Annotated in this window: 17 protein-coding genes; 7 read left to right on the top strand and 10 right to left on the bottom strand. The window is 72.9% G+C overall.

Translation table 11 applies throughout. From position 1 onward, the window contains the following. The first annotated feature begins 235 nt into the window (after positions 1–235). The 3 genes from ABZU75_RS39715 (at position 236) to ABZU75_RS39705 (ending at position 3619) form a co-directional block, all read left to right on the top strand. The gene (locus ABZU75_RS39715; protein WP_355566370.1) at positions 236–1699 is read left to right on the top strand and encodes a hypothetical protein; all 1464 of its coding nucleotides are present in this window, start codon (positions 236–238) and stop codon (positions 1697–1699) included. A 142-nt stretch (positions 1700–1841) separates the two neighbouring features. Continuing rightward, positions 1842–3023, top strand: coding sequence for an ROK family protein (locus ABZU75_RS39710; protein WP_355566367.1), 1182 nt, complete (start codon positions 1842–1844; stop codon positions 3021–3023). A 92-nt stretch (positions 3024–3115) separates the two neighbouring features. Next, on the top strand, positions 3116–3619 hold the full coding sequence (locus tag ABZU75_RS39705) for a GNAT family N-acetyltransferase (RefSeq protein WP_355566364.1): 504 nt from the start codon (positions 3116–3118) through the stop codon (positions 3617–3619). Positions 3620–4214: 595 nt separating this feature from the next. Here the strand turns inward: ABZU75_RS39705 and ABZU75_RS39700 are convergent. The 4 genes from ABZU75_RS39700 to ABZU75_RS39685 form a co-directional block, all read right to left on the bottom strand. Then, entirely contained in the window at positions 4215–5444 is a 1230-nt protein-coding gene (locus tag ABZU75_RS39700; protein ID WP_355566360.1) for a glycosyltransferase family 9 protein, read from the bottom strand. Next, positions 5441–6664 (bottom strand): glycosyltransferase family 9 protein, encoded by a 1224-nt coding sequence (locus tag ABZU75_RS39695; protein ID WP_355566357.1) that lies wholly within the window; start codon positions 6662–6664, stop codon positions 5441–5443. The genes ABZU75_RS39700 and ABZU75_RS39695 overlap by 4 nt, the downstream gene beginning before the upstream one ends. Before the next feature lie 384 nt (positions 6665–7048). Continuing rightward, positions 7049–7537, bottom strand: coding sequence for a dCMP deaminase (locus ABZU75_RS39690; protein WP_355566354.1), 489 nt, complete (start codon positions 7535–7537; stop codon positions 7049–7051). A 23-nt stretch (positions 7538–7560) separates the two neighbouring features. Next, positions 7561–8259: a dihydrofolate reductase family protein gene (locus ABZU75_RS39685; RefSeq protein WP_355566351.1), complete on the bottom strand. Its 699-nt coding sequence runs from the start codon at positions 8257–8259 to the stop codon at positions 7561–7563. A 186-nt stretch (positions 8260–8445) separates the two neighbouring features. On the opposite strand from ABZU75_RS39685, the gene ABZU75_RS39680 reads away from it, so the two are divergent. From ABZU75_RS39680 to ABZU75_RS39665, 4 genes are all read left to right on the top strand, one after another. Beyond that, positions 8446–8595, top strand: a complete 150-nt coding sequence (locus tag ABZU75_RS39680; protein WP_355566348.1) for a hypothetical protein — start codon at positions 8446–8448, stop codon at positions 8593–8595. 64 nt (positions 8596–8659) lie between these two features. Then, positions 8660–9640 carry an inorganic phosphate transporter gene (locus ABZU75_RS39675; protein ID WP_355566345.1) on the top strand — a complete coding sequence of 327 codons (981 nt, stop codon included), beginning with the start codon at positions 8660–8662 and terminating at the stop codon, positions 9638–9640. Continuing rightward, positions 9637–10296, top strand: a complete 660-nt coding sequence (locus ABZU75_RS39670; RefSeq protein ID WP_355566342.1) for a DUF47 family protein — start codon at positions 9637–9639, stop codon at positions 10294–10296. The genes ABZU75_RS39675 and ABZU75_RS39670 overlap by 4 nt, the downstream gene beginning before the upstream one ends. Positions 10297–10424: 128 nt before the next feature. Next, complete coding sequence (locus ABZU75_RS39665) at positions 10425–11054, top strand: cupin domain-containing protein (RefSeq protein WP_051753275.1); 630 nt, start codon at positions 10425–10427, stop codon at positions 11052–11054. Positions 11055–11156: 102 nt separating this feature from the next. Here ABZU75_RS39665 and ABZU75_RS39660 read toward each other — a convergent pair whose 3' ends face one another. From ABZU75_RS39660 to ABZU75_RS39635, 6 genes are all read right to left on the bottom strand, one after another. Next, positions 11157–12497 carry an NAD(P)/FAD-dependent oxidoreductase gene (locus ABZU75_RS39660; protein ID WP_355566339.1) on the bottom strand — a complete coding sequence of 447 codons (1341 nt, stop codon included), beginning with the start codon at positions 12495–12497 and terminating at the stop codon, positions 11157–11159. Continuing rightward, on the bottom strand, positions 12494–13810 hold the full coding sequence (gene kynU / locus ABZU75_RS39655) for a kynureninase (protein WP_355566336.1): 1317 nt from the start codon (positions 13808–13810) through the stop codon (positions 12494–12496). Before kynU ends, ABZU75_RS39660 begins: the two co-directional genes overlap by 4 nt. Before the next feature lie 387 nt (positions 13811–14197). Next, complete coding sequence (locus ABZU75_RS39650) at positions 14198–15217, bottom strand: LLM class flavin-dependent oxidoreductase (protein WP_355566333.1); 1020 nt, start codon at positions 15215–15217, stop codon at positions 14198–14200. 12 nt (positions 15218–15229) lie between these two features. Further along, positions 15230–15610, bottom strand: coding sequence for a TIGR04076 family protein (locus tag ABZU75_RS39645; protein WP_355566330.1), 381 nt, complete (start codon positions 15608–15610; stop codon positions 15230–15232). Further along, entirely contained in the window at positions 15607–16008 is a 402-nt protein-coding gene (locus ABZU75_RS39640) for a nuclear transport factor 2 family protein (protein WP_355566327.1), read from the bottom strand. The genes ABZU75_RS39645 and ABZU75_RS39640 overlap by 4 nt, the downstream gene beginning before the upstream one ends. A gap of 73 nt (positions 16009–16081) precedes the next feature. Further along, entirely contained in the window at positions 16082–17356 is a 1275-nt protein-coding gene (locus ABZU75_RS39635) for an amidohydrolase family protein (protein WP_355566324.1), read from the bottom strand. Positions 17357–17502: the final 146 nt, after the last annotated feature.

The following is a 17502-nucleotide window of genomic DNA, read 5'->3' as shown; positions in this document are numbered from 1 at the left end:
TCGGCGTAGCGGGCGAGGTAGAGCTGCTCCCCGAGACTCTCCATCAGACCCAGTTCGGTCTCCAGATAGTCGATGTGGTGCTCCTCGTCCTCAAAGGACACGCGAGCCCCGGCGATCACACATCCCGAGCGGACCCCGGGGAGGTGCCCCGGCCGCCCTCCCCTTCACGAGCCCGTGCGGCCTCGTGGCGGGGAGGGCGGCGCCGTCATGCCCGGACGTCGAGAACAATGGTGTGATGAGCGACCTTCTGACGCTGAGCGAGGGCGCGGTGCTGACGCACCTCGTCACCCGGGCCGAGCTGGCGAGCGGGGTGCTGCCGGCCTCCGACGACCTGCGGCTGTGGGCGCGGCTGGCCGACGGCGACGGGGTGCCACTTGCCGGGGGCGGCCGGGTGCTGACCTCCCTCGACACCGGAGAGCCCGTCCTGACCGGCCCCGAGGGCTGGCTGGCCCACCTGGAACCCGAGCAGGTGATCGCGCTGCGCCTGCGCGACGGCGTCCTGGAGCTGTCGGCCGTCGAGCTGGACGACGTTCCGGCGGAGCGGGTGATGCGGGTCGTCCAGGAGTTCGGGGAGCAGGCCCTCGACGCGTTGCGCGCCTTCGCGGAAGGGCTGGAGCCCAGTCCGGGCGTGCCGGTCGACGTGGTGGTCCTGGAGCTGCTGATGAAGGCTCCGGAGACCTTCGCCGACCCGCTGCCGCCGCTCTCCCCGCTGCTGCGCAACGCCTCGCTGGAGGTGCACGGCGGCAGGGTGGGCATCGTGGGCGCGCCGTGGGACACGGCGTCGGTCGCCGACCTGGCGCCGCTGGACATCATCAGGCTGGCCCTGGTGCGCAGCGCGCTGCGCACCTACGGCGAGGGCGCCGACCTCTCCAAGGCCGTCACCTACCTGTCCCGCTCCGAGACGGTGCTGGCGAGGATCGCCGACGAGGTGGAGCGCGAGCCGCTCGGCCCGGCGCCGGCCTCGGCACTGCCCCGCACCGAACCGGCCGCGCTGCTGCTGATCGCCCGGTCGGCCGAGGGCGAGGGCCGCTCGTTCGAGGCGTCCGGGCTGATCTCCGAGGTGCTCTCCCTCTCCCCCTGCCTGGCTCCGGCCGTGCGCGACGCGGCCGAGTACGCCGCGTGCCGCACCGACCCGGGCGCCCCGCTGCCCGAGCGCGCCGCGCACCTGTACCGGCAGCTGCTCGCGTACGCCTACCGCCCGGCCCGCAGGCGGCTGATCGAGGACCTGGTCGCGCTGAGCGTCCGGGTGGCCGAGCCCGCCCTGGCGGACCTGGCCCTGTTCGAGAACGACGTGGTCGGCGAGTTCCTGGACGCGCGCGCCGAGTGGCTGCGCGACGACGAGGTGGGGCTGCTGGAGTCGTGGCGGCGGACGCCGCTGCGCCTGTGGGAGGTCCTCGACGTCTCCGGGGACGAGATCACCGTGGCCGCCGCCGGAGGCGGGGACGGCGACGGGGGGCGGGTGACGCTGGCCGACGAGCTGCTCTCCGGGCAGGCGCTGCCGGGAGACCTGATGCTGACCCGGCTGCTGAGCGACGGGGCGGGCCCGCACGTGTTCGGCCACCCGTTCAAGGTCGCCCCGGAGCGGAGGCAGGAGATGCTGGACCTGCTCACCGACCCCGTCGACCCCTACGCGGTGGCCGCCTTCTTCAGGCGCCTCGGCCGGGCCCCCGGCGCGGCGGGCGAGGACTCCGGGCGCTGAGAGGCCGGCCCGCCCCCGGCGGGCACGTAGGCTCCCTTATGTCGGTGATTAAGCAAAAGAAAATCACCGATAGGCATAATGGAGCAGGCGGAGGGCGTAAGTCGCTTTGACGTGGCGGAAACAAGGAGTGTTGACTGTGCGCATGCTTAGCGAAGCGAACGGCTCGATCGCCGGCGCGGGGGCGCTTCTGAACATCATGCGCGACGGTCGGGCCAGGACCCGGGCCGAACTGATCCAGCTGACCGGGCTGGCCAGGTCCACGCTGGCCCAGCGCCTCGACGCGCTGCTGAGCCGGCAGTGGATCGTGCCGACCGAGGAGGCCATCTCCTCGGGAGGCCGGCCCGCCGTCGCCTTCACGTTCAACCGCACCGCCCGTGTCGTCCTCGCCGCCGACCTCGGCGCCACCCACGCCCGGGTGGCGGTCACCGACCTCGGCACCACGGTCCTGGCGGAGCGCGCGGCCGAGGTGCCGATAGATCGCGGCCCCGAGGAGACGCTCGGCTGGCTCCAGCACACCTTCGAGGAGATGCTCGCCGAGACCGGCCACCGCCCGGACGAGGTCTGCGGCATCGGCGTCGGTCTCCCCGGCCCGGTCGAGCACAGCTCGGGACGCCCGGTCAACCCGCCGATAATGCCGGGCTGGGACGGTTTCCCCGTTCCGGAATGGCTCGGCTCGCGCCTCGGCGCGCCCGTCCTCGTCGACAACGACGTGAACATCATGGCGCTGGGCGAGCACTGGGCCGCCCGCCCCGAGGCCGACCACCTCATCTTCATCAAGATCGGCACCGGCATCGGCTGCGGCATCATCAGCGACCGCCGCCTGCACCGGGGCGCCCAGGGCGCGGCGGGCGACATCGGCCACATCCAGGTGGCCTCGGCCCTCGACACCGTCTGCCGCTGCGGCAACGTCGGCTGCCTGGAGGCCGTCGCCAGCGGCGCCGCCATCTCGGCCAAACTCTGCGCGGCCGGGGTGACCGCCGAGGACAGCCGCGACGTGGTCCGTCTGGTGCGCAGCGGCAACACCCAGGCCGTCCAGCTCATCCGGCAGGCGGGCCGCGAGGTCGGCGACGTGCTCGCCTCGATCGTCAACTTCTTCAACCCCTCGGTGATCGTGGTCGGCGGCGACATCTCCGAGGCCGGGGAGCAGGTGCTCGCCGGCCTTCGCGAGGTCATCTACAGCCGGTCGCTGCCGCTGGCCACCCAGCATCTAACGATCACCGGCAGCGAGCTGGGTGACCGCGCGGGCGTGATCGGCGCCGCCGTCATGGTCATCGAACACGTCCTGGCCCCCGGCAGCGTCGACCGCTCCGTCAGCCCCGCCTGACCGCGCGCGGTTCCGGCGCCGCGGTTCCGCCGGGGAAGCCCGCGCACCGTCGAACCCGGACCGATCGGCGGCCGTGGGACACTCGTCCGGCCATGGACACCGAAACCATCAGGACCGCCCGGCTCACGCTCGAACCGCTGGCGGTGCGCCACGCGGCCGAGATGGCCGAGGTGCTCGGCGATCCGGCCCTGCACACCTTCATCGGCGGCGCTCCGGAGACCCCCGAACAACTCCGCGACCGCTACGCCCGCCTGGTCGCCGGACCGCCACCGGGCCGGGACGAGTCGTGGCTCAACTGGGTGATCCGCCTCGACGGCCCGGATCGGCTGGTCGGTTACGTCCAGGCGACGGTGACCCGCGACCACGCGGCCGTGGCCTGGGTGGTGGGAACCCGCTGGCAGGGCCGGGGCATCGCCGGGGAGGCCGCGGTCGCCCTCGTCGACTGGCTCAGGGCACGCGGCACGGCCGTCGTCGCCACCATCCATCCCGACCACGCCGCCTCGTCGGCCGTGGCCCGCGGGGCAGGGCTGGTACCGACCGGCGGCCGGGTGGACGGGGAGATCGTCTGGAGATACGGCGAGCGCGAACCTGAGTAGGAGTGCTCAGCCGCCGCTGAGTGCGTACGCTCTCCCCCGGCTTGGCGATCTTCGAAATCCTCGGGTCATGAAATGGTGGATCTTCCTGGTCGCGCTCGTCAGCACGGTGGTCGCGGCGTGGCTGCTCGTGTACGCCGACGTCCCGCTCGCCACGTTCCTGTCGCTCGGGCTCGGCGCGATCAGCCTCGTCTGGTTGATCGTGCTCCTCACCCTGCCGTGGAACCTCTACTTCGGGGCGCGCCAGGTGGTCCACGAGATCCACGTGTCCAGGGAGCGCGGCATCCAGGTGCCCGAGGGGCACGAGGCCGAGGCGCTGGAGATCGCCGGGCGGATGCGCCGGTTCGCCATCGGCGGCCACATCGTCTCCGCGGTGCTCCTGGCCGTCATCACCTACCTGTCCGGTGCCTTCGTGGGCTATTACTTCGCCGGTTTCTACCTGCTGAGCACCTGCTTCCGGCCGGCCGGCGCCTACCTGTCCCACCTGCGCGAGCGGGTCACCACGCTGATGAAGGAGGCATACCACCCCCGCGAGGACATCGTCTCGCTCGTCGCCAGGGTGGACGACCTGGCCGCCGAGGTGACCGCGCTGACCAGGTCAGCCGAGCGGCTCCGGGACGACGTCGAGACGCTCGGCGCCGACCTGCGCAACGGCGACGAGGCCCTGGAGCGCCGGATCACCGGGCTCGCCCGGCGTTTCGAGGACACCGTGGACGGTCTCACCGACAACCACGAGGTCATCACCGGACTCAAGGCCTTCCTGCGTCTGGTCCGGGCCGACGCCCACGGCCAGGCCTGACCCGCGCCACGCCCGGGGCGCCGCCTCCAGCAGCCGCGCCGCGGCGCCGAGGACGTCCCGGACGCCGATTTCCAGCAGACCCGGATCGGGCCGGTAGGCGTAGGGGTCGCCGTGGCCGCCCGCCCACAGGACGACGTGCGGTCCCGTCTCCGGAGGTCCCCACACGGCGGGTGCGACGGGGCCGAACAGCGCCACGGAGGGCGTGGCGAACGCGGCCGCCAGATGGGTCACCCCGGTGTCCCCGCAGACCACCAGCCTGGCCCTGGCCACCAGCGCGGCCAGCTCGCGCAGCCCGGTGCGCCCGGCGAGCACGCACGAAGGCGGCAGCCCGGCGAGCATGGCCACCCGCTCGGCGAGGTCCCGCTCCCCCGCGCTCCCGGTGACCACCACCTCGTGCCCGTTCCTCCGCAGGTCCGCGGCCACCAGCGCGAACCGCTCCGGCGGCCAGCGCCTGGCCAGGTACCCGGCCCCGGGGTGGATGACGACGGGCCGGGACTCCTCCTCGCGAGAGGCGAGGCGCCGGAGCCCCAGATCGGCGGGGTCGGCCGTGATGCCGTACCAGGCGAGCAGGTCGCACCAGCGCCGTACCTCGTGCACGCCGTCCCGCCAGACCGGTCCGCGCGCGCCGGGGAAGGCGGGGTGGGAGTGGGTCAGCAGCCGGGCCGGGCCGGTGCGGTGGAGCGCGGCGATGCCGCGCGGGCCGGCGCCGTGCAGGTTGACCGCGATGTCCACGCGCCGGCCGAGCGGCGGTACGTGACCGGGCCCCGACACGTCGCACACCTCGTCCACCGCGCCGATCAGCGGCACCAGGGGCGCCAGCGCGGAGGGCGCGGCCAGCACGACCCGGTGGCCGGGGTGGGAGCGGCGCAGGGCGCGCAGGGCGGGGACCGCGGTGAGCAGGTCACCGAGTCCCAGCCCGCGCAGTACCACCATGACCGGGCGGTCCGCCTCGGGCCTGGCGGGGGCGCTCCGCCCTCCGTCGCCGGCACCGGTCTCGCGGAGGCTCACGCAGGCCGGAGCGGTGCTCATCTGATCGTCTCCTTGACGGAGGTCAGGTGGTCGACCGCCTCGACGACCCGCGCGCTCGGCACCGACGACAGGCAGGGATGACCGGCGACGGCGCAGGTACCTTCCCGGGTCACCCGGCAGGGGGCCCGCTGGTCACCGAGGATCACGACCGGCACGCCGTACGGCGCCCAGCGGCCGGCGGGGGCCAGGGGGGCGAACAGGCTGACGACCGGCGTGCCGACCGCCGCCGCGAGGTGGGCGGGCCCCGCGTCCGCGACGACCAGGGCGCACGCCCCGGCGAGCACCGCGGCGAGTTCGGGAAAGGTGGTCCTGCCGCCCAGGTCGACGACGGACCTTCCCCGCTGCCCGCCGTACGTGGCCGGGGGGCCGTTCCAGTTCCGGCCGCCCGTCGCGGCACACGTCCCGTCGACCCAGCCGGCGGTGAAGGCGGGCTCGTCCACCCTCCAGCCACGCAGCCGGGCGGGTCCCCCGCCCATCCAGCCGCCCGCGAAGACCGGTCCCGGCGACAGACCGTGCTGCCCGGCACCCGCGGCGATCCGCGCGGTGAGCCCGTGCTCGTCCTGGCCACCGGTCACGACGACCCTGCGGCCCGAGCGGACGAGGTCCTGAACCGCGCGCGCCCACCTCTCCGCGGGCCATGCCCTGGCGGGGACCGAGGTGCCGGGGTGCACGACCACGTAGCCCGGTGGCCCGGTGAGGTGGCGGACCTCGGGCAACGGGTGCCGTACGGCGAGCCCCCCCGAATCTCCGTGCGGGAGCTCGAACCCCGCCGCCCTGGCCAGTCCGAGCATGCGCTCGCTCTCCGGCACGTCCACCTCCTCGTCGACGACGTGCCGTACGTCGAGCAGCGAGCCCGGGTCGTCGGTGGAGACGGCGGCGACCCTCGGCGTACCCGCCAGCCTGAGTATCAGGGCCAGCGGCAACGCGGACTGGTGGAACGAGGTGAGGATCAGCGCCTGTTCGGGAGCCGTGTCCCGGATGGTCCGCAGCAGTCTCAGCACGTGCGGGCCGGCCACCGGCGGTGCGGTGGGGTCGATCCACGGCGCGCGCCACTCCACCACCCGCGACACCCCCGGCAGCAGCTCGCCCGCTGGCCGGCCCCGCGGCCCGGTGAGCAGCACGACCTGCCGCGCCTCCGCGGCCACCGCGCGGATCGCGGGCCCCGCCAGCAGGACGTCGCCCGCGTTGTCCAGGCGGGCGACGAGAACGGTGCCGGTCACCGCCGGCCTCCGGCGCGCCCTGGATGCGGTACGTGAGCCGCCAACAGAACGGTCGTTAAATCACGAAATATCGCGTTTTTTCCAAGAAACCTCATGGAGCCGGGCCTCTCATTCGATATCTAGTGACTACCGAGAGTGGCGCCTCTTAAACCGAAAAATCAGATATAGAGGTAGTTAAGAGCATTGGCCGACCGCTTTTATCACTACAAGTAATTGTTTTGAGGATTACCAGCCCTCCCCGCCAGGCAGCGAGCGAAGCCCCGCGCGAGACAGGGGATGAGGGCGGCCGGCTCGCGCAGCCCGGTGGATGCCGACCGAGGCCGCCCTGCGACCACAGCCCCCACCGCGAGAAGCGAAGGGCCCGGAGTGGGGGCGGGAAGCCGGTCAGCCGGGGATGCCGGGGGCGTCAGGGACGTCGGGGGCGTCGGGTGCGGCGGGGAGGAGGTGCGCGTTGGGCTCGCGGGCGCGGTCCGCCAGCTCGGGGATCTCCACCACGGTCACCCCCGCCCCCGCGAGTTCCTCGGCCCCGTGGCAGTCGACGAAGAGCAGCGGCTCCCGCCACGCCAGCACCACTCGCCGGACACCGCTGTCCAGGATCAGGCGGGTGCAGGTCCTGGGGCGCGACCTGCGCGCGCTGCACGGCTCCAGGCTGCTGTAGACCGTGGCCCCGGCCAGCCTGGGATCGCCCGGGGAGATCTTGCCGAGCGCCGACTCCTCCGCGTGGACGTGGGGGTCACCCTCCCGCGAGTAGCCGCGGGAGATCTCCTCGCCGCCCTCGGAGACGACCACGGCGCCGACGGAGAAGGCCGTCTCGGAGGGCGGGCACAGCCTCGCCAGGTCGCACGCCAGCCCCAGCCAGTCGTGGTCGTTCATCCGGACCTCCCGGTAGACGGTGCTCAGGCCAGCCGGTAGCGCAGCAGGGTGACGTCGCCCATCCTGCGTACCTCCGCCAGGTCCATTCTGCGGTGGCGGTCCCGGGGGAAGTCCCCGTCCAGGACGAAACGCGGGGCGGCGGAGTCCCCGACGAAGAACGGGGCGACGACGAGGTGCAGCTCGTCCACGAGGTCCTGGCGCAGGAAACGGGTGTGGACGGAGGTGCCGCCCTCGACCATCAGACGGCGCACTCCCCGCCCGTACAGGTCGGCGAGAACCCGGCCGAGGTCGATCGGCTCTCCCGCGTCGACCACCTCCGCGGCCCCCCCGAGGCGGGCGGCGAGTTTCGCCACGGCGGGCGACGCGGCGTACACGATCTTCTCCGTGTCACCGGCGGTGAAGAAGGCGGCGGCCGGGTCGAGGTTCCCGGTGGCGGTCAGCGTCACCTTCGCGGGGGACGGCGGCAGGCCGCGCGCGACCCGCTCCCGCCCGCGCTCCGGCGACCTGACCAGGAGCCGGGGGTTGTCGCGGCGGACGGTGCCCGCCCCGACCAGGATCGCGTCGCAGCCGGCGCGGACCTCGTCGACCCGGTCGAAGTCCTCGTCGTTGGAGAGCAGCAGCCGCTGCGGCGTGCGGTCGTCGATGTAGCCGTCGACGGAAATCGCGCAGCTCAGCAGCACGTACGGGCGCTCGCCCACTCCCCGCCTCCCCTGGTCAGGCACCGGCCGATCGTAACAACCTCCCGCCCGGCCCGCTCGCGGCGGTGCCCACCTTCCCCGCGCTGTCGGAACTCCCGGTTTCCCCTGGCAGACCGCCATGACAGGCCGTCCTGACATATCGGCACACGCTCCCATTCGTTTACCTTCTGTTAACCTGAAACTGAAGCTTCCCGGGGTGAGGAGTTCATCATGCGTGCGGTTCTGCCGGACCTTGGTCACAAAGGCGCCTTCTCCGCTCCTGTCGAGGAGCCGATCGGCCGCCACCTCCACGACCCCGGTGTGCCGCCAGGAACCACCGTCCGCACGACCGACACCGGCCGGGGCGGGGAAGGCACATGACGGCGGGCCACCCGGTACGCGAGTGTCCAGCAGGCGCCGAGCACGACCGGCGGCGCCGCCTCTGATGGGATGGACTCTGGCGTTCGCCGCCGTGGCGATCCTTTTCGTGCTGGTCAGCGGCGCCAACGACGGCGCCACCCTCATCGGTCTCGGGCTCAGGTTCCCCCGCTTCCCCGGATGGGCCGCCGCCACGATCCTGGTGGTCGTGCTCTTCGCCGTCCCCTACCTGCTGGGGGTGACCGTCGCGCGCACCTTCACCGAGCGGCTGGCCGGGCTCGGCACGAGCGGCGGCGCGGCGGCGTTCCTGGTGGGGGTGGTGATCGCGGTGGTGGTGGTCGCGGTGCTGACCGGCAGAGGGCTGCCGACCAGCCTGACGCTCGCGGTGATCGGAGGCATCGGCGGCGCGGGGCTCGGTGCCGGACTACCGGTCTCCTGGACCGACCTGGGCACCGTCCTGGCGATCGGGGCCTGCGCGCCCGTGGTCGGGCTGATCCTGGGCTACCTGCTGGGGGCCGTCTCGCGCCGGGTGCCCTCCTACCACCGCATGTCGCGGCTGGTGTCCGGCACCCACCTGCTGGCCTACACAGCCCAGTGCGTGGCGTACGCGCTGAACGACGGACAGAAGATGATCGCGGTGGTGAGCGTGGCGGTCGGCGTGGGCCGCGGCGGGCTCGGCGGGGTCGGCCCCATCGAGGTCCCGCCGGCGTGGATGGCGGTCCTGGTGGCGCTCTTCCTCGCCGGCGCGCTGACCAGCCTGATCCGTGTCGGAGGGCGGCTGGGCCGTGGGCTGGTCATCACCCGCCCGCTGCACATCGTCTCCGCGGAGGCGGCGGCCACCGGCGCCGTCCTCGGCAGCTCGGCTCTGGGAAGCCCGGTGAGCATGACTCAGTCGATCACCGCAGGGGTGGTCGGCTCGGCGGCAAGTGAGGGAATGAGGAGAGTGCGATGGCAGGGCGTCGTGAACGTGGGTACGGCATGGCTGGTCACGCTGCCGTCGTCGATGGCGCTGGGCGGCCTCGGCGGCCTCGCGCTGAGACTGATGTGAGCGGCAAGGACGGCCGCACCCGGAGGTTCGTGCGCGCCTGGGACGACCTGCGCGGCCGGTCGGGGCGGCGGATCGTCGGACTGGTGCGGAGCCAGGTCGCCGTCGCGCGGGCTGGAGCCGAACTGGCCCGCTCGACCGCGGCCGGCGAGATCGAGCGGTCCGCCGCGCGCGCCCGGATGGCGGAGGTGGAGCACGAGGGGGACGAGGCGCGGGCCGAGCTGGTGCGGATACTGCGGCGGGTGCTGGCGACCCCCATCGACAGGGAGGACCTGTTCCGGCTCTCGCGCTCGATCGACGACGTGCTGGACCAGCTCCGTGACTATGTGCGCGAGCTCGACCTGTTCGGCCCGGAGGACCTGCGGTTCGCGGTCGAGCCCCTGCAGGCGGTGATCGACGGCCTCGACGAGCTGGAGGGCGCCGTGCTGAAGATGATCGACGCCCCGGGCTCGGTCACCATGGCCGTGCTGGACACGCGCAAGGCGTGCAGCCGGGTCCGCCAGCTCTACCAGGCCCGGCTCGCCGAGCTGTTCGCCGAGCCGCTGGACATGGACACCCTGCGCAGGCGCGAGCTGCTGTCACGGCTCGACGCGGTGGGCCGCCGGCTCGGCGAGGCCGCCGACGCGCTCGCGGACGCGATGCTCAAGCGGAGCCACTGAAACCGCGCCGCCTTACCCATCACCGTCTGCCATTCCCCACTCCCTTTTGACGAAGGACGACTCTTGTTATGAAATATGTTTAGCTAGAGCGAACAGGCGGCCATGCCGCTTGACGGAGGGAGCCGCGGGTGGGCACATCGGAGCGTCATGGCGGTGAGGAGCCGGACCGCCAAGACGCCGTCGGAGCCCGGATGCGGCAGTTCCGCAAGGAGCGCGGCCTGACGTTGCGCGGTCTCGCCACCCACTCCGGGCTCTCCATCGGGTTCCTCTCCCAGGTCGAGCGGGGCATCTCCTCCATCGGCCTGACCGCGCTCAACAGCGTGGCCACGGCGCTCGACCGGAGCGTGGCGGAGTTCTTCAACGACGCGCCGCCGGAGGGGGAGACCGAGGAGAGGCAGCCATCGGTCTCCCCGCTGCCGAGCCACTTCACGCTCACCCGCTCCGCGACGGCCGCCACCGAGTACATCTCGGGCCAGCAGACCTACCGCATGCTCTCGGCCAGGGGGCCGAACCTGGTGCTCGAACCGCTGCTGGTGCACATCGCACCCGGCGGCAGGCGGGAGAACTCCTACGGGCACGCCGGTGAGGAGTTCGCCTTCGTGCTGGAGGGCGAGCTGCTGTACGAGGTCGACGGCGTCGAGCACCGGCTGCACCCGGGCGACAGCGTCCACCTGAGGTCGACGGTCCCGCACAGCATGTTCAACGACACCGACCGGGTCACCACCGTCGTGTCCGTGGTGACCCCCCGGCTGTTCTGACCTTCTCCACCGCTCGCGCTCTCGCCTCGCGAGTGGTGGAGTGACCGCCGATGACCTACGGGCCCCTCCCCGCCCGCGTGACCAGGGCTCGCGGGGCCACGGTCAGTGACGGCGCAGGGCGCGGATCGCCGACGCGGCCAGCCCGACCGCGGCCAGTGCGCCGAGCGCCCCGGCGGCGACCGCCCGGCGCTGGCGGGAGATGCGCGGCCGGATCTCGGCGTACGGCACGGTGCTGAACGAGACGAGCTCGTAGCGCGAGGTGTAGCGGCCGGGCAGCAGCCGCTCCAGGCCGTGCTCGACGCGCTTGCCCAGCAGGAACGTCCGGGAGGCGACCTTGTCGCGCATCTCGACGAAGTTCGCGAGCGCGAGTTCGGCGATGGTGTCGGCGTGCTCCTTGCGGCGGGCACCGTACCGGGCGAGGGCCTCGGGGAAGTCGTCGCCGGTCTCCTGTAGGCAGCGGTCGAGCTCCACGCAGTCCTCGAAGCCGCAGTTGGCGCCCTGGCCGTAGAAGGGGACGATGGCGTGGGCGGCGTCGCCGAGCAGGCCGACCACGGCACCGGTGCCGCGCACCTGCCAGGGGTGCGCCCGCACGGTGACCAGGTGCCCGATCGGGTTGTGGGCGTAGTCTCCGGCGAGGTCGGGCATGAGCGCGCGGGCGTCGGCGTAGTTGGCGGCGAAGAACTCCTCGAACCGCTCCGCGGTGTCCAGTTCCTCGAAACTGCCGGGCCCCGACTTGGGCCAGAACAGCGTGCAGGTGAAGGACCTGTCCGGGTTGGGCAGCGCGATCATCATCGCCTTGCCGCGCGGCCAGATGTGCAGCGCGCCGGGATCGAGGGCGAACCCGCCGTCGCGCGCCGGGATCGTCAGCTCCTTGTAGCCGTAGTCGAGGTAGTCCTGGCTGAAGTCGAAGCCGGGCAGCAGTTGCAGCCGCCCGCGTACCGCGCTGTAGGCGCCGTCGGCGCCGAGTACGACCGGGGCGCCGTGGGTGACGGGCCCGGTGGGCGTGTCGAAGTCCATCCGCCCCGAGTCGACGTCGAGCCCGGTCAGCCGGTGCTCGAAGAGGGCGCGGACCCCGGGCATGGCGAGGGCCGCCTCCAGCAGCGTGCGGTTGAGCTCGGAGCGGCTGATGGAGTTGATCGCCCGCTGCCCTCCGGCGCTGTACGGCTGGAAGTTGAGCGTGCCGTCCGGGGCGTGCACCATCCGGCCCGGCATCGGCAGCGCGGCCTTCAGCACCGCCTCCTCCAGCCCGATCCGGCGCAGCGCGTCGATCCCCCGCTCGGAGATCGCCAGGTTGATCGAGCGCCCGCGCTCCGGCGTGGCCTGGCGCGGGTCGGGCCTGCGCTCGTACAGGGTGACCTCGTAGCCTCGGCGGGCCAGGTAGCAGGCCGTCAGGCAGCCGACCAGCCCGGCGCCGACCACGGCGACCTCGCCACGGGAGCTCATACCGGGTTCACCTCCTCGGCGAGCGCGGCGGCCGCCCGCCAGCAGTCGTGGAACGTGGAGTACATCGGCACGGGGGCCAGCCGGATGACGTCCGGCCGCCGCACGTCGGCGAGGACCCCGTGCACCTCGTGCAGCCGGGCGGCAAGGGTCGCGGCGTCGCTGGCGTCCGCGACGTCCGTGCCCCCGATCACCCGCAGGGAGAGCTGCGCTCCGCGCCTGGCCGGGTCGGCGGGCGTGACGATCTCCAGCGGGCGGTCGCGGACGACCTCGGCGAGCAGCCGCTCCAGGTAGCCGGTGAGCGCCAGGCTCCGCTCCCTCAGCGCCGCCATCCCGGTCTCGGCGAACATCCGCAGCGAGACCCTGACCGGGGCCATGGACAGGATCGGCGGGTTGGAGATCTGCCAGGCGTCGGCGGTGGGCACGGGGACGAGCTCGGGCCGCATCTCGAAGCGGGTCGCCTGCTCGGTGCTCCACCACCCGGCCAGCCGGGGCAACTCGGGGTCGGTCACGTGGCGCCGGTGCACGAAGCAGCCCGCGACGGCGCCGGGACCGGCGTTGAGGTACTTGTACGAGCACCAGGCCGCGAAGTCCACGTCCCAGTCGTGCAGCGCCAGCGGCACGTTCCCCGCGGCGTGCGCGAGGTCCCAGCCGACGACGCAGCCGGCCACGTGCCCGGCGGCGGTGACGGCGGGGATGTCGAGGAACTCTCCGGTCAGGTAGTTGACCCCGCCGAGGAGCACGAGCGCCACCCGGTGTCCCTCACGGGCCAGGTAGTCCACGATGTCCTCGGTGCGCAGGCAGTCCTCGCCGGGGCGGGGGCGCAGCCGGACCACCGTCTCGTCGGGGTCGAGGCCGTGGTGGACCGCCTGGCTGCGCACCGCGTAGCTGTCCGAGGAGAAGGCGTGGTCCTCGATGACGATGCGGGTGCGCTCGCCCGCCGGGCGGTAGAAGGTGGCCATCATCAGGTGCAGGTTGACCGTGAGGGAGTTCATCACCACGGTCTCCTCGGGGGCCGCGCCCACCAGCGCGGCGGCGTCCTCGCGCAGCTCGGCGTGGTAGGGCAGCCAGGGGTGTGCCGCCCGGTGGTGCCCCTCGACCGCGTGCAGCGCCCAGTCGTCCAGCTCGGCGGCGAGCGCGGCGCGGACGGCGCGGGGCTGCAGGCCGAGCGAGTTGCCCGCGAAGTAGGCGACCTCGGGGTATCGGCAGGAGGCGGGGGCGGGCGGCAGCAGGAACTCCGCGCGACGGCAGACCGAGTCCTCGGCGTCGGCCGCCAGCGCCGCCCGCTCGCCGAACTCGCCGTCCTCGCCGAACACGCCGGGAGCGCGCGACGCGCCGAGCCCGGCGGAACCATCGGATCCGCCCTGGCCAGGTCCACCCCGGCCGGGTCCTGCCGAGCCGGTTCCGCTCGGATCACGGAGGTCCCCGGCCCGCGTGGCCATCACGCCGACGTCCTGATCGCCGGACCTCCGGCACGCTCGCTCGTCACATCGTCTCCTTCTTCCCCGCCAATGTTCACTCATGCTGAACTCAAGTGAAATTAGGAGTACGAGACGATTCGGGCAGTGCGCTTTGCGGACGAAAGGTTCTACGGGGATCCGGTTTCAGGATGACGGAGCGTCACCCGAAGGCACCGCGGTCAGGCCCTGCCTCTCTTGGCCTCCCTGCCTGTCGCGGCCGGTCAGATCCACGGGACGGAACAGCTACGCCGCCCCCCTCGGTGAGCGGTTCAGCAGCGGCAGCACCTCGGTGCCCAGCAACTCCACGCCACGGTCGTCGGTGAGACCGTGCGGCGTGCCGAACTCCACCCGGTGCGCGCCCGCGTCGATGAGGGCCTGTGCCTGCGCGGCGACCTGCTCCGGGTCACCGGAGAAGGCGAACAGGTCGAGCAGGTCGTCGGGGATCAGCCGCCCGGCGGCCTCGTCCCTGCCGTCGTCGACCAGTTCCTTGACCCGGCCGAGCAGGTCGGCGGGGATCTCCACGGTCGGGTCGAGGTCGGCGACCACCGCGAGGTACATGGCGACCTCGCTGCGCGCCCTGGCTCTGGCCGCGGCGCCGTCGACGTCCACGACCGTCACCGCGCCCAGCACGACGCCCACCTCGCCCGGGTCACGTCCGGCCGCCGTCGCCCCGGCCGCGACCCGCTCACCGATCACCCCGACCATCGCCGGGTTCGCGCTGCCGCCCACCTTGATCTCGTCGGCGATCCGCCCGGCCAGCGCCGCGCCCTTCGGCCCCCACGCGCCGAGCAGCAGCGGCGGCCGGGTGCGGTGTACGGGGTAGCGCAGCCGGGTGCCCGGCGCCAGGCGGAACATCTCCCCCTCGAACCCTCCGGCGTCGCCGGCCAGCAGCCGGTAGACCACCTCGACGGCCTCCGCCAGCGCGGTCAGCGGCCGGGGCTGGGCGATGCCCACGGCGCCGAGCCAGGTACCGCGTGCCAGGCCCAGGTAGGCGCGGCCGTGCGAGGCCAGGTCAAGGGCGGCGAGCTGCCCGGCGATCTCGTACGGCGCCGCCGAGTACGGGTTGAGGCAGGCCGCGCCGAGCCGCACCCTCTCGGTGGCGGCGGCCATCTCCAGCAGCGGGAAGATCGGCGGCTGGTACATCAGGTCGCCGAACACGCTCAGCACGTCGAAGCCGTGCTCCTCGGCGCGGCGCGCGAGCCGCGCGTAGTCACCGGCCCGCTTGTCGCTCTGCAGGCCCAGACCGATCTCGGTGGTGCTCATCGGGGGATCACCTCAGGTCAGGTCGGCGGAGTTCATCCGGCGGCGGCGGGTCCGCTCGACCCGCATCACCAGCCGCTCCTCCGGGTCGGGGCAGCTGAAGTGGGAGTCCTGCGCCAGCCAGTCGCCCTGGGCGAGGTCGCGCTGCTTGGCGGCGAGGAACGGCAGGACCGAGGCGAGCGCGTAGACGCAGAAGTGCTCACCGTCGGGGAGGCGCAGGTGCGCGCTCCGCTCCAGCGTGAAGCAGTCGCCCACCTCCATGCCGCAGACGGATCTGCCCTCGATGCGGTCGACCACGACCCGCAGGTCGTACAGTTCCATGTCGCCGTCGGCTGCCATGCCCGCCCCTCGCTCGCCCGTGCCCTCGCTGATGTCCTCGCCCGTGCCCCCGCTCATGGCACGAGCAGTTCGGAGTGGTGGTGCACGATGAGCCAGTCGCCGCCGGTCCTGCGCAGCACGTCGGTCACCCGGCTGTACTGCGCGGGTTCACCCGGCGCCTCGGCGACGAGCAGGTAGCGTGCCACCCCGGCGTCGCCCCACACGTCGATCCGCTTGTCCTCGGCCGCCAGCCTGTCGAGTGCGGGACGGGCACCCGAGCCGTCCCTCTCGTCGCGGTAGGCGTCGAGCTCCGACCGGGTACGCAGCGGTCCCGGCAGGTGCGTCTCCCAGGTGGTCACCTCGGCGTGCAGGTGGCTGTCGAACCGGCGCCGGTCCGCCGCGAGGAAGGCTTCGTACATGTCGTCGATGCCCGCCGCGATCACGGCGGCCTCCGCGTCGTTCACAGAGCCGCTCATCGGGCCGTTCATCGAGCCGTTCACCGGTACCTCACCCAGATGCCCCGATCTTCAGACCCCGGGAAAACCACGTTCACTGCTTCTCCCATCCCGACCGGTCGTCGCGGACGACCCGGCCGCCCTTCATCACCCAGCGGACCCCTCGGAAGGCCGAGGTGTCCGTAAGCGGGTCCGCGTCCATGGCGATGAGGTCCGCGTACTTGCCGACCTCGACGGTGCCGAGGTCGGCGTCGGCGCCGAGCCAGCGCACCGGGCCGAGCGTGCCCGCGTAGAGCGCTCCCGCCGGGCCGAGACCTCCCTCGGACATGCACTCCAGCTCGCGTACCGAGGCGTTGGTCCCCTCGAAGTCCCAGAACGGCGGCATGTCGCTGCCCAGCAGGACGTCCACCCCGGCGTCGAGGGCCATGGCGTAGCTCTCCAGATGCCGGGGACCCGCGCCGAGCGAGCGGCACTGCATCCACTGCGGCACCCCGAGCTCGTCGAAGAACTCCTTGCAGCGGGTGACGAGCAGCGTCGGCACCAGGGCCGTGCCGCGCTCGGCCATTCTCTTCGCGACCTCGGGGGTGAGCTGGTAGCCGTGCTCCACGCAGTCGAGGCCCAGCTCGACGGCCTCGGCGATCACCGCCGCCGGCCCCGCGTGCGCGGTGACCTTCCGGCCCCAGGCGTGCGCGGTCTGCAGCGCCGCCGCCATCTCGTCGGAGAACAGCTGCGGGGTGTCGATGCTCTCGTGCTCCCCGGCGATGCCACCGGAGATCATGATCTTGATGAGGTCGGCACCCGCCTTGACCTGGGTGCGCACCCCGCGCCGGAACCCGTCGACTCCGTCGCACTCCATGGTGTCGCTCGCCTCGTGGCCGTGGCCGCCGGTGCAGACCAGGGCCTGGCCCGCCGTGAAGATGCGCGGCCCGGTCGCCCTGCCCGACTCGATGGCCCGGCGCAGCGCGAAGTCGGCGTGCTCCTTCTCGGCCACGCACCGCACCGTGGTGACCCCGCAGTGCAGAGTACGACGGGCACCGTCGGCCATGTAGAGGACGAGTTCGTGCGCCGTCATGTTCTTGACGCTGTCGCCTCCCTGGCCCGGCAGCGACAGGGACAGGTGGGTGTGCATGTTGACCAGGCCGGGGGTGACGTACGCGCCGTCGAGATCGAGCCGCGGGGCCTCCCCCACCCGCTCCAGGACCTGCTCGCGGGGACCCACGGCCGCGATCCGGTCGTCCCGGATCCACACCGCCGCGTCCGCGATCCGCCCCTCGGCGCTCTTCGGAGCCTCGGCCGACGCATTGGCCGACGGAGCGCCGCCGGCGCGGGCGTCGGTGACCGTGCAGTTGACAATGACCACGTCGTTCATCGGACGGCCTCGATCCCGTAGATCCTGCGGGCGGCGTCGGGAGAGACATAGCCCTCGGCGACGTCGCGGCGGACCAGTTCCGGATCGCGCTCGCACGGATCCCCGTGCCCGCCACCCCCGGCGGTCAGCAACCTGATCCGGTCACC

It is taken from the genome of Streptosporangium sp. NPDC005286 (assembly GCF_040607515.1).
Classification (GTDB): Bacteria; Actinomycetota; Actinomycetes; order Streptosporangiales; family Streptosporangiaceae; genus Streptosporangium.
This window is presented reverse-complemented; position numbering and strand designations above follow the sequence as displayed.

Excerpts from the sequence above, each read along its gene's own strand:
- ABZU75_RS39675 (WP_355566345.1), top strand. The coding sequence starts at position 8,660 with ATGGGATGGACTCTGGCGTTCGCCGCCGTGGCGATCCTTTTCGTGCTG.
- ABZU75_RS39705 (WP_355566364.1), top strand. The coding sequence starts at position 3,116 with ATGGACACCGAAACCATCAGGACCGCCCGGCTCACGCTCGAACCGCTG.
- ABZU75_RS39715 (WP_355566370.1), top strand. The coding sequence starts at position 236 with ATGAGCGACCTTCTGACGCTGAGCGAGGGCGCGGTGCTGACGCACCTC.
- ABZU75_RS39650 (WP_355566333.1), bottom strand. The coding sequence starts at position 15,217 with ATGAGCACCACCGAGATCGGTCTGGGCCTGCAGAGCGACAAGCGGGCC.
- ABZU75_RS39700 (WP_355566360.1), bottom strand. The coding sequence starts at position 5,444 with ATGAGCACCGCTCCGGCCTGCGTGAGCCTCCGCGAGACCGGTGCCGGC.
- ABZU75_RS39660 (WP_355566339.1), bottom strand. The coding sequence starts at position 12,497 with ATGAGCTCCCGTGGCGAGGTCGCCGTGGTCGGCGCCGGGCTGGTCGGC.
- ABZU75_RS39680 (WP_355566348.1), top strand. The coding sequence starts at position 8,446 with ATGCGTGCGGTTCTGCCGGACCTTGGTCACAAAGGCGCCTTCTCCGCT.
- ABZU75_RS39635 (WP_355566324.1), bottom strand. The coding sequence starts at position 17,356 with ATGAACGACGTGGTCATTGTCAACTGCACGGTCACCGACGCCCGCGCC.
- ABZU75_RS39640 (WP_355566327.1), bottom strand. The coding sequence starts at position 16,008 with ATGAGCGGCTCTGTGAACGACGCGGAGGCCGCCGTGATCGCGGCGGGC.
- ABZU75_RS39645 (WP_355566330.1), bottom strand. The coding sequence starts at position 15,610 with ATGAGCGGGGGCACGGGCGAGGACATCAGCGAGGGCACGGGCGAGCGA.
- ABZU75_RS39710 (WP_355566367.1), top strand. The coding sequence starts at position 1,842 with ATGCTTAGCGAAGCGAACGGCTCGATCGCCGGCGCGGGGGCGCTTCTG.
- ABZU75_RS39690 (WP_355566354.1), bottom strand. The coding sequence starts at position 7,537 with ATGAACGACCACGACTGGCTGGGGCTGGCGTGCGACCTGGCGAGGCTG.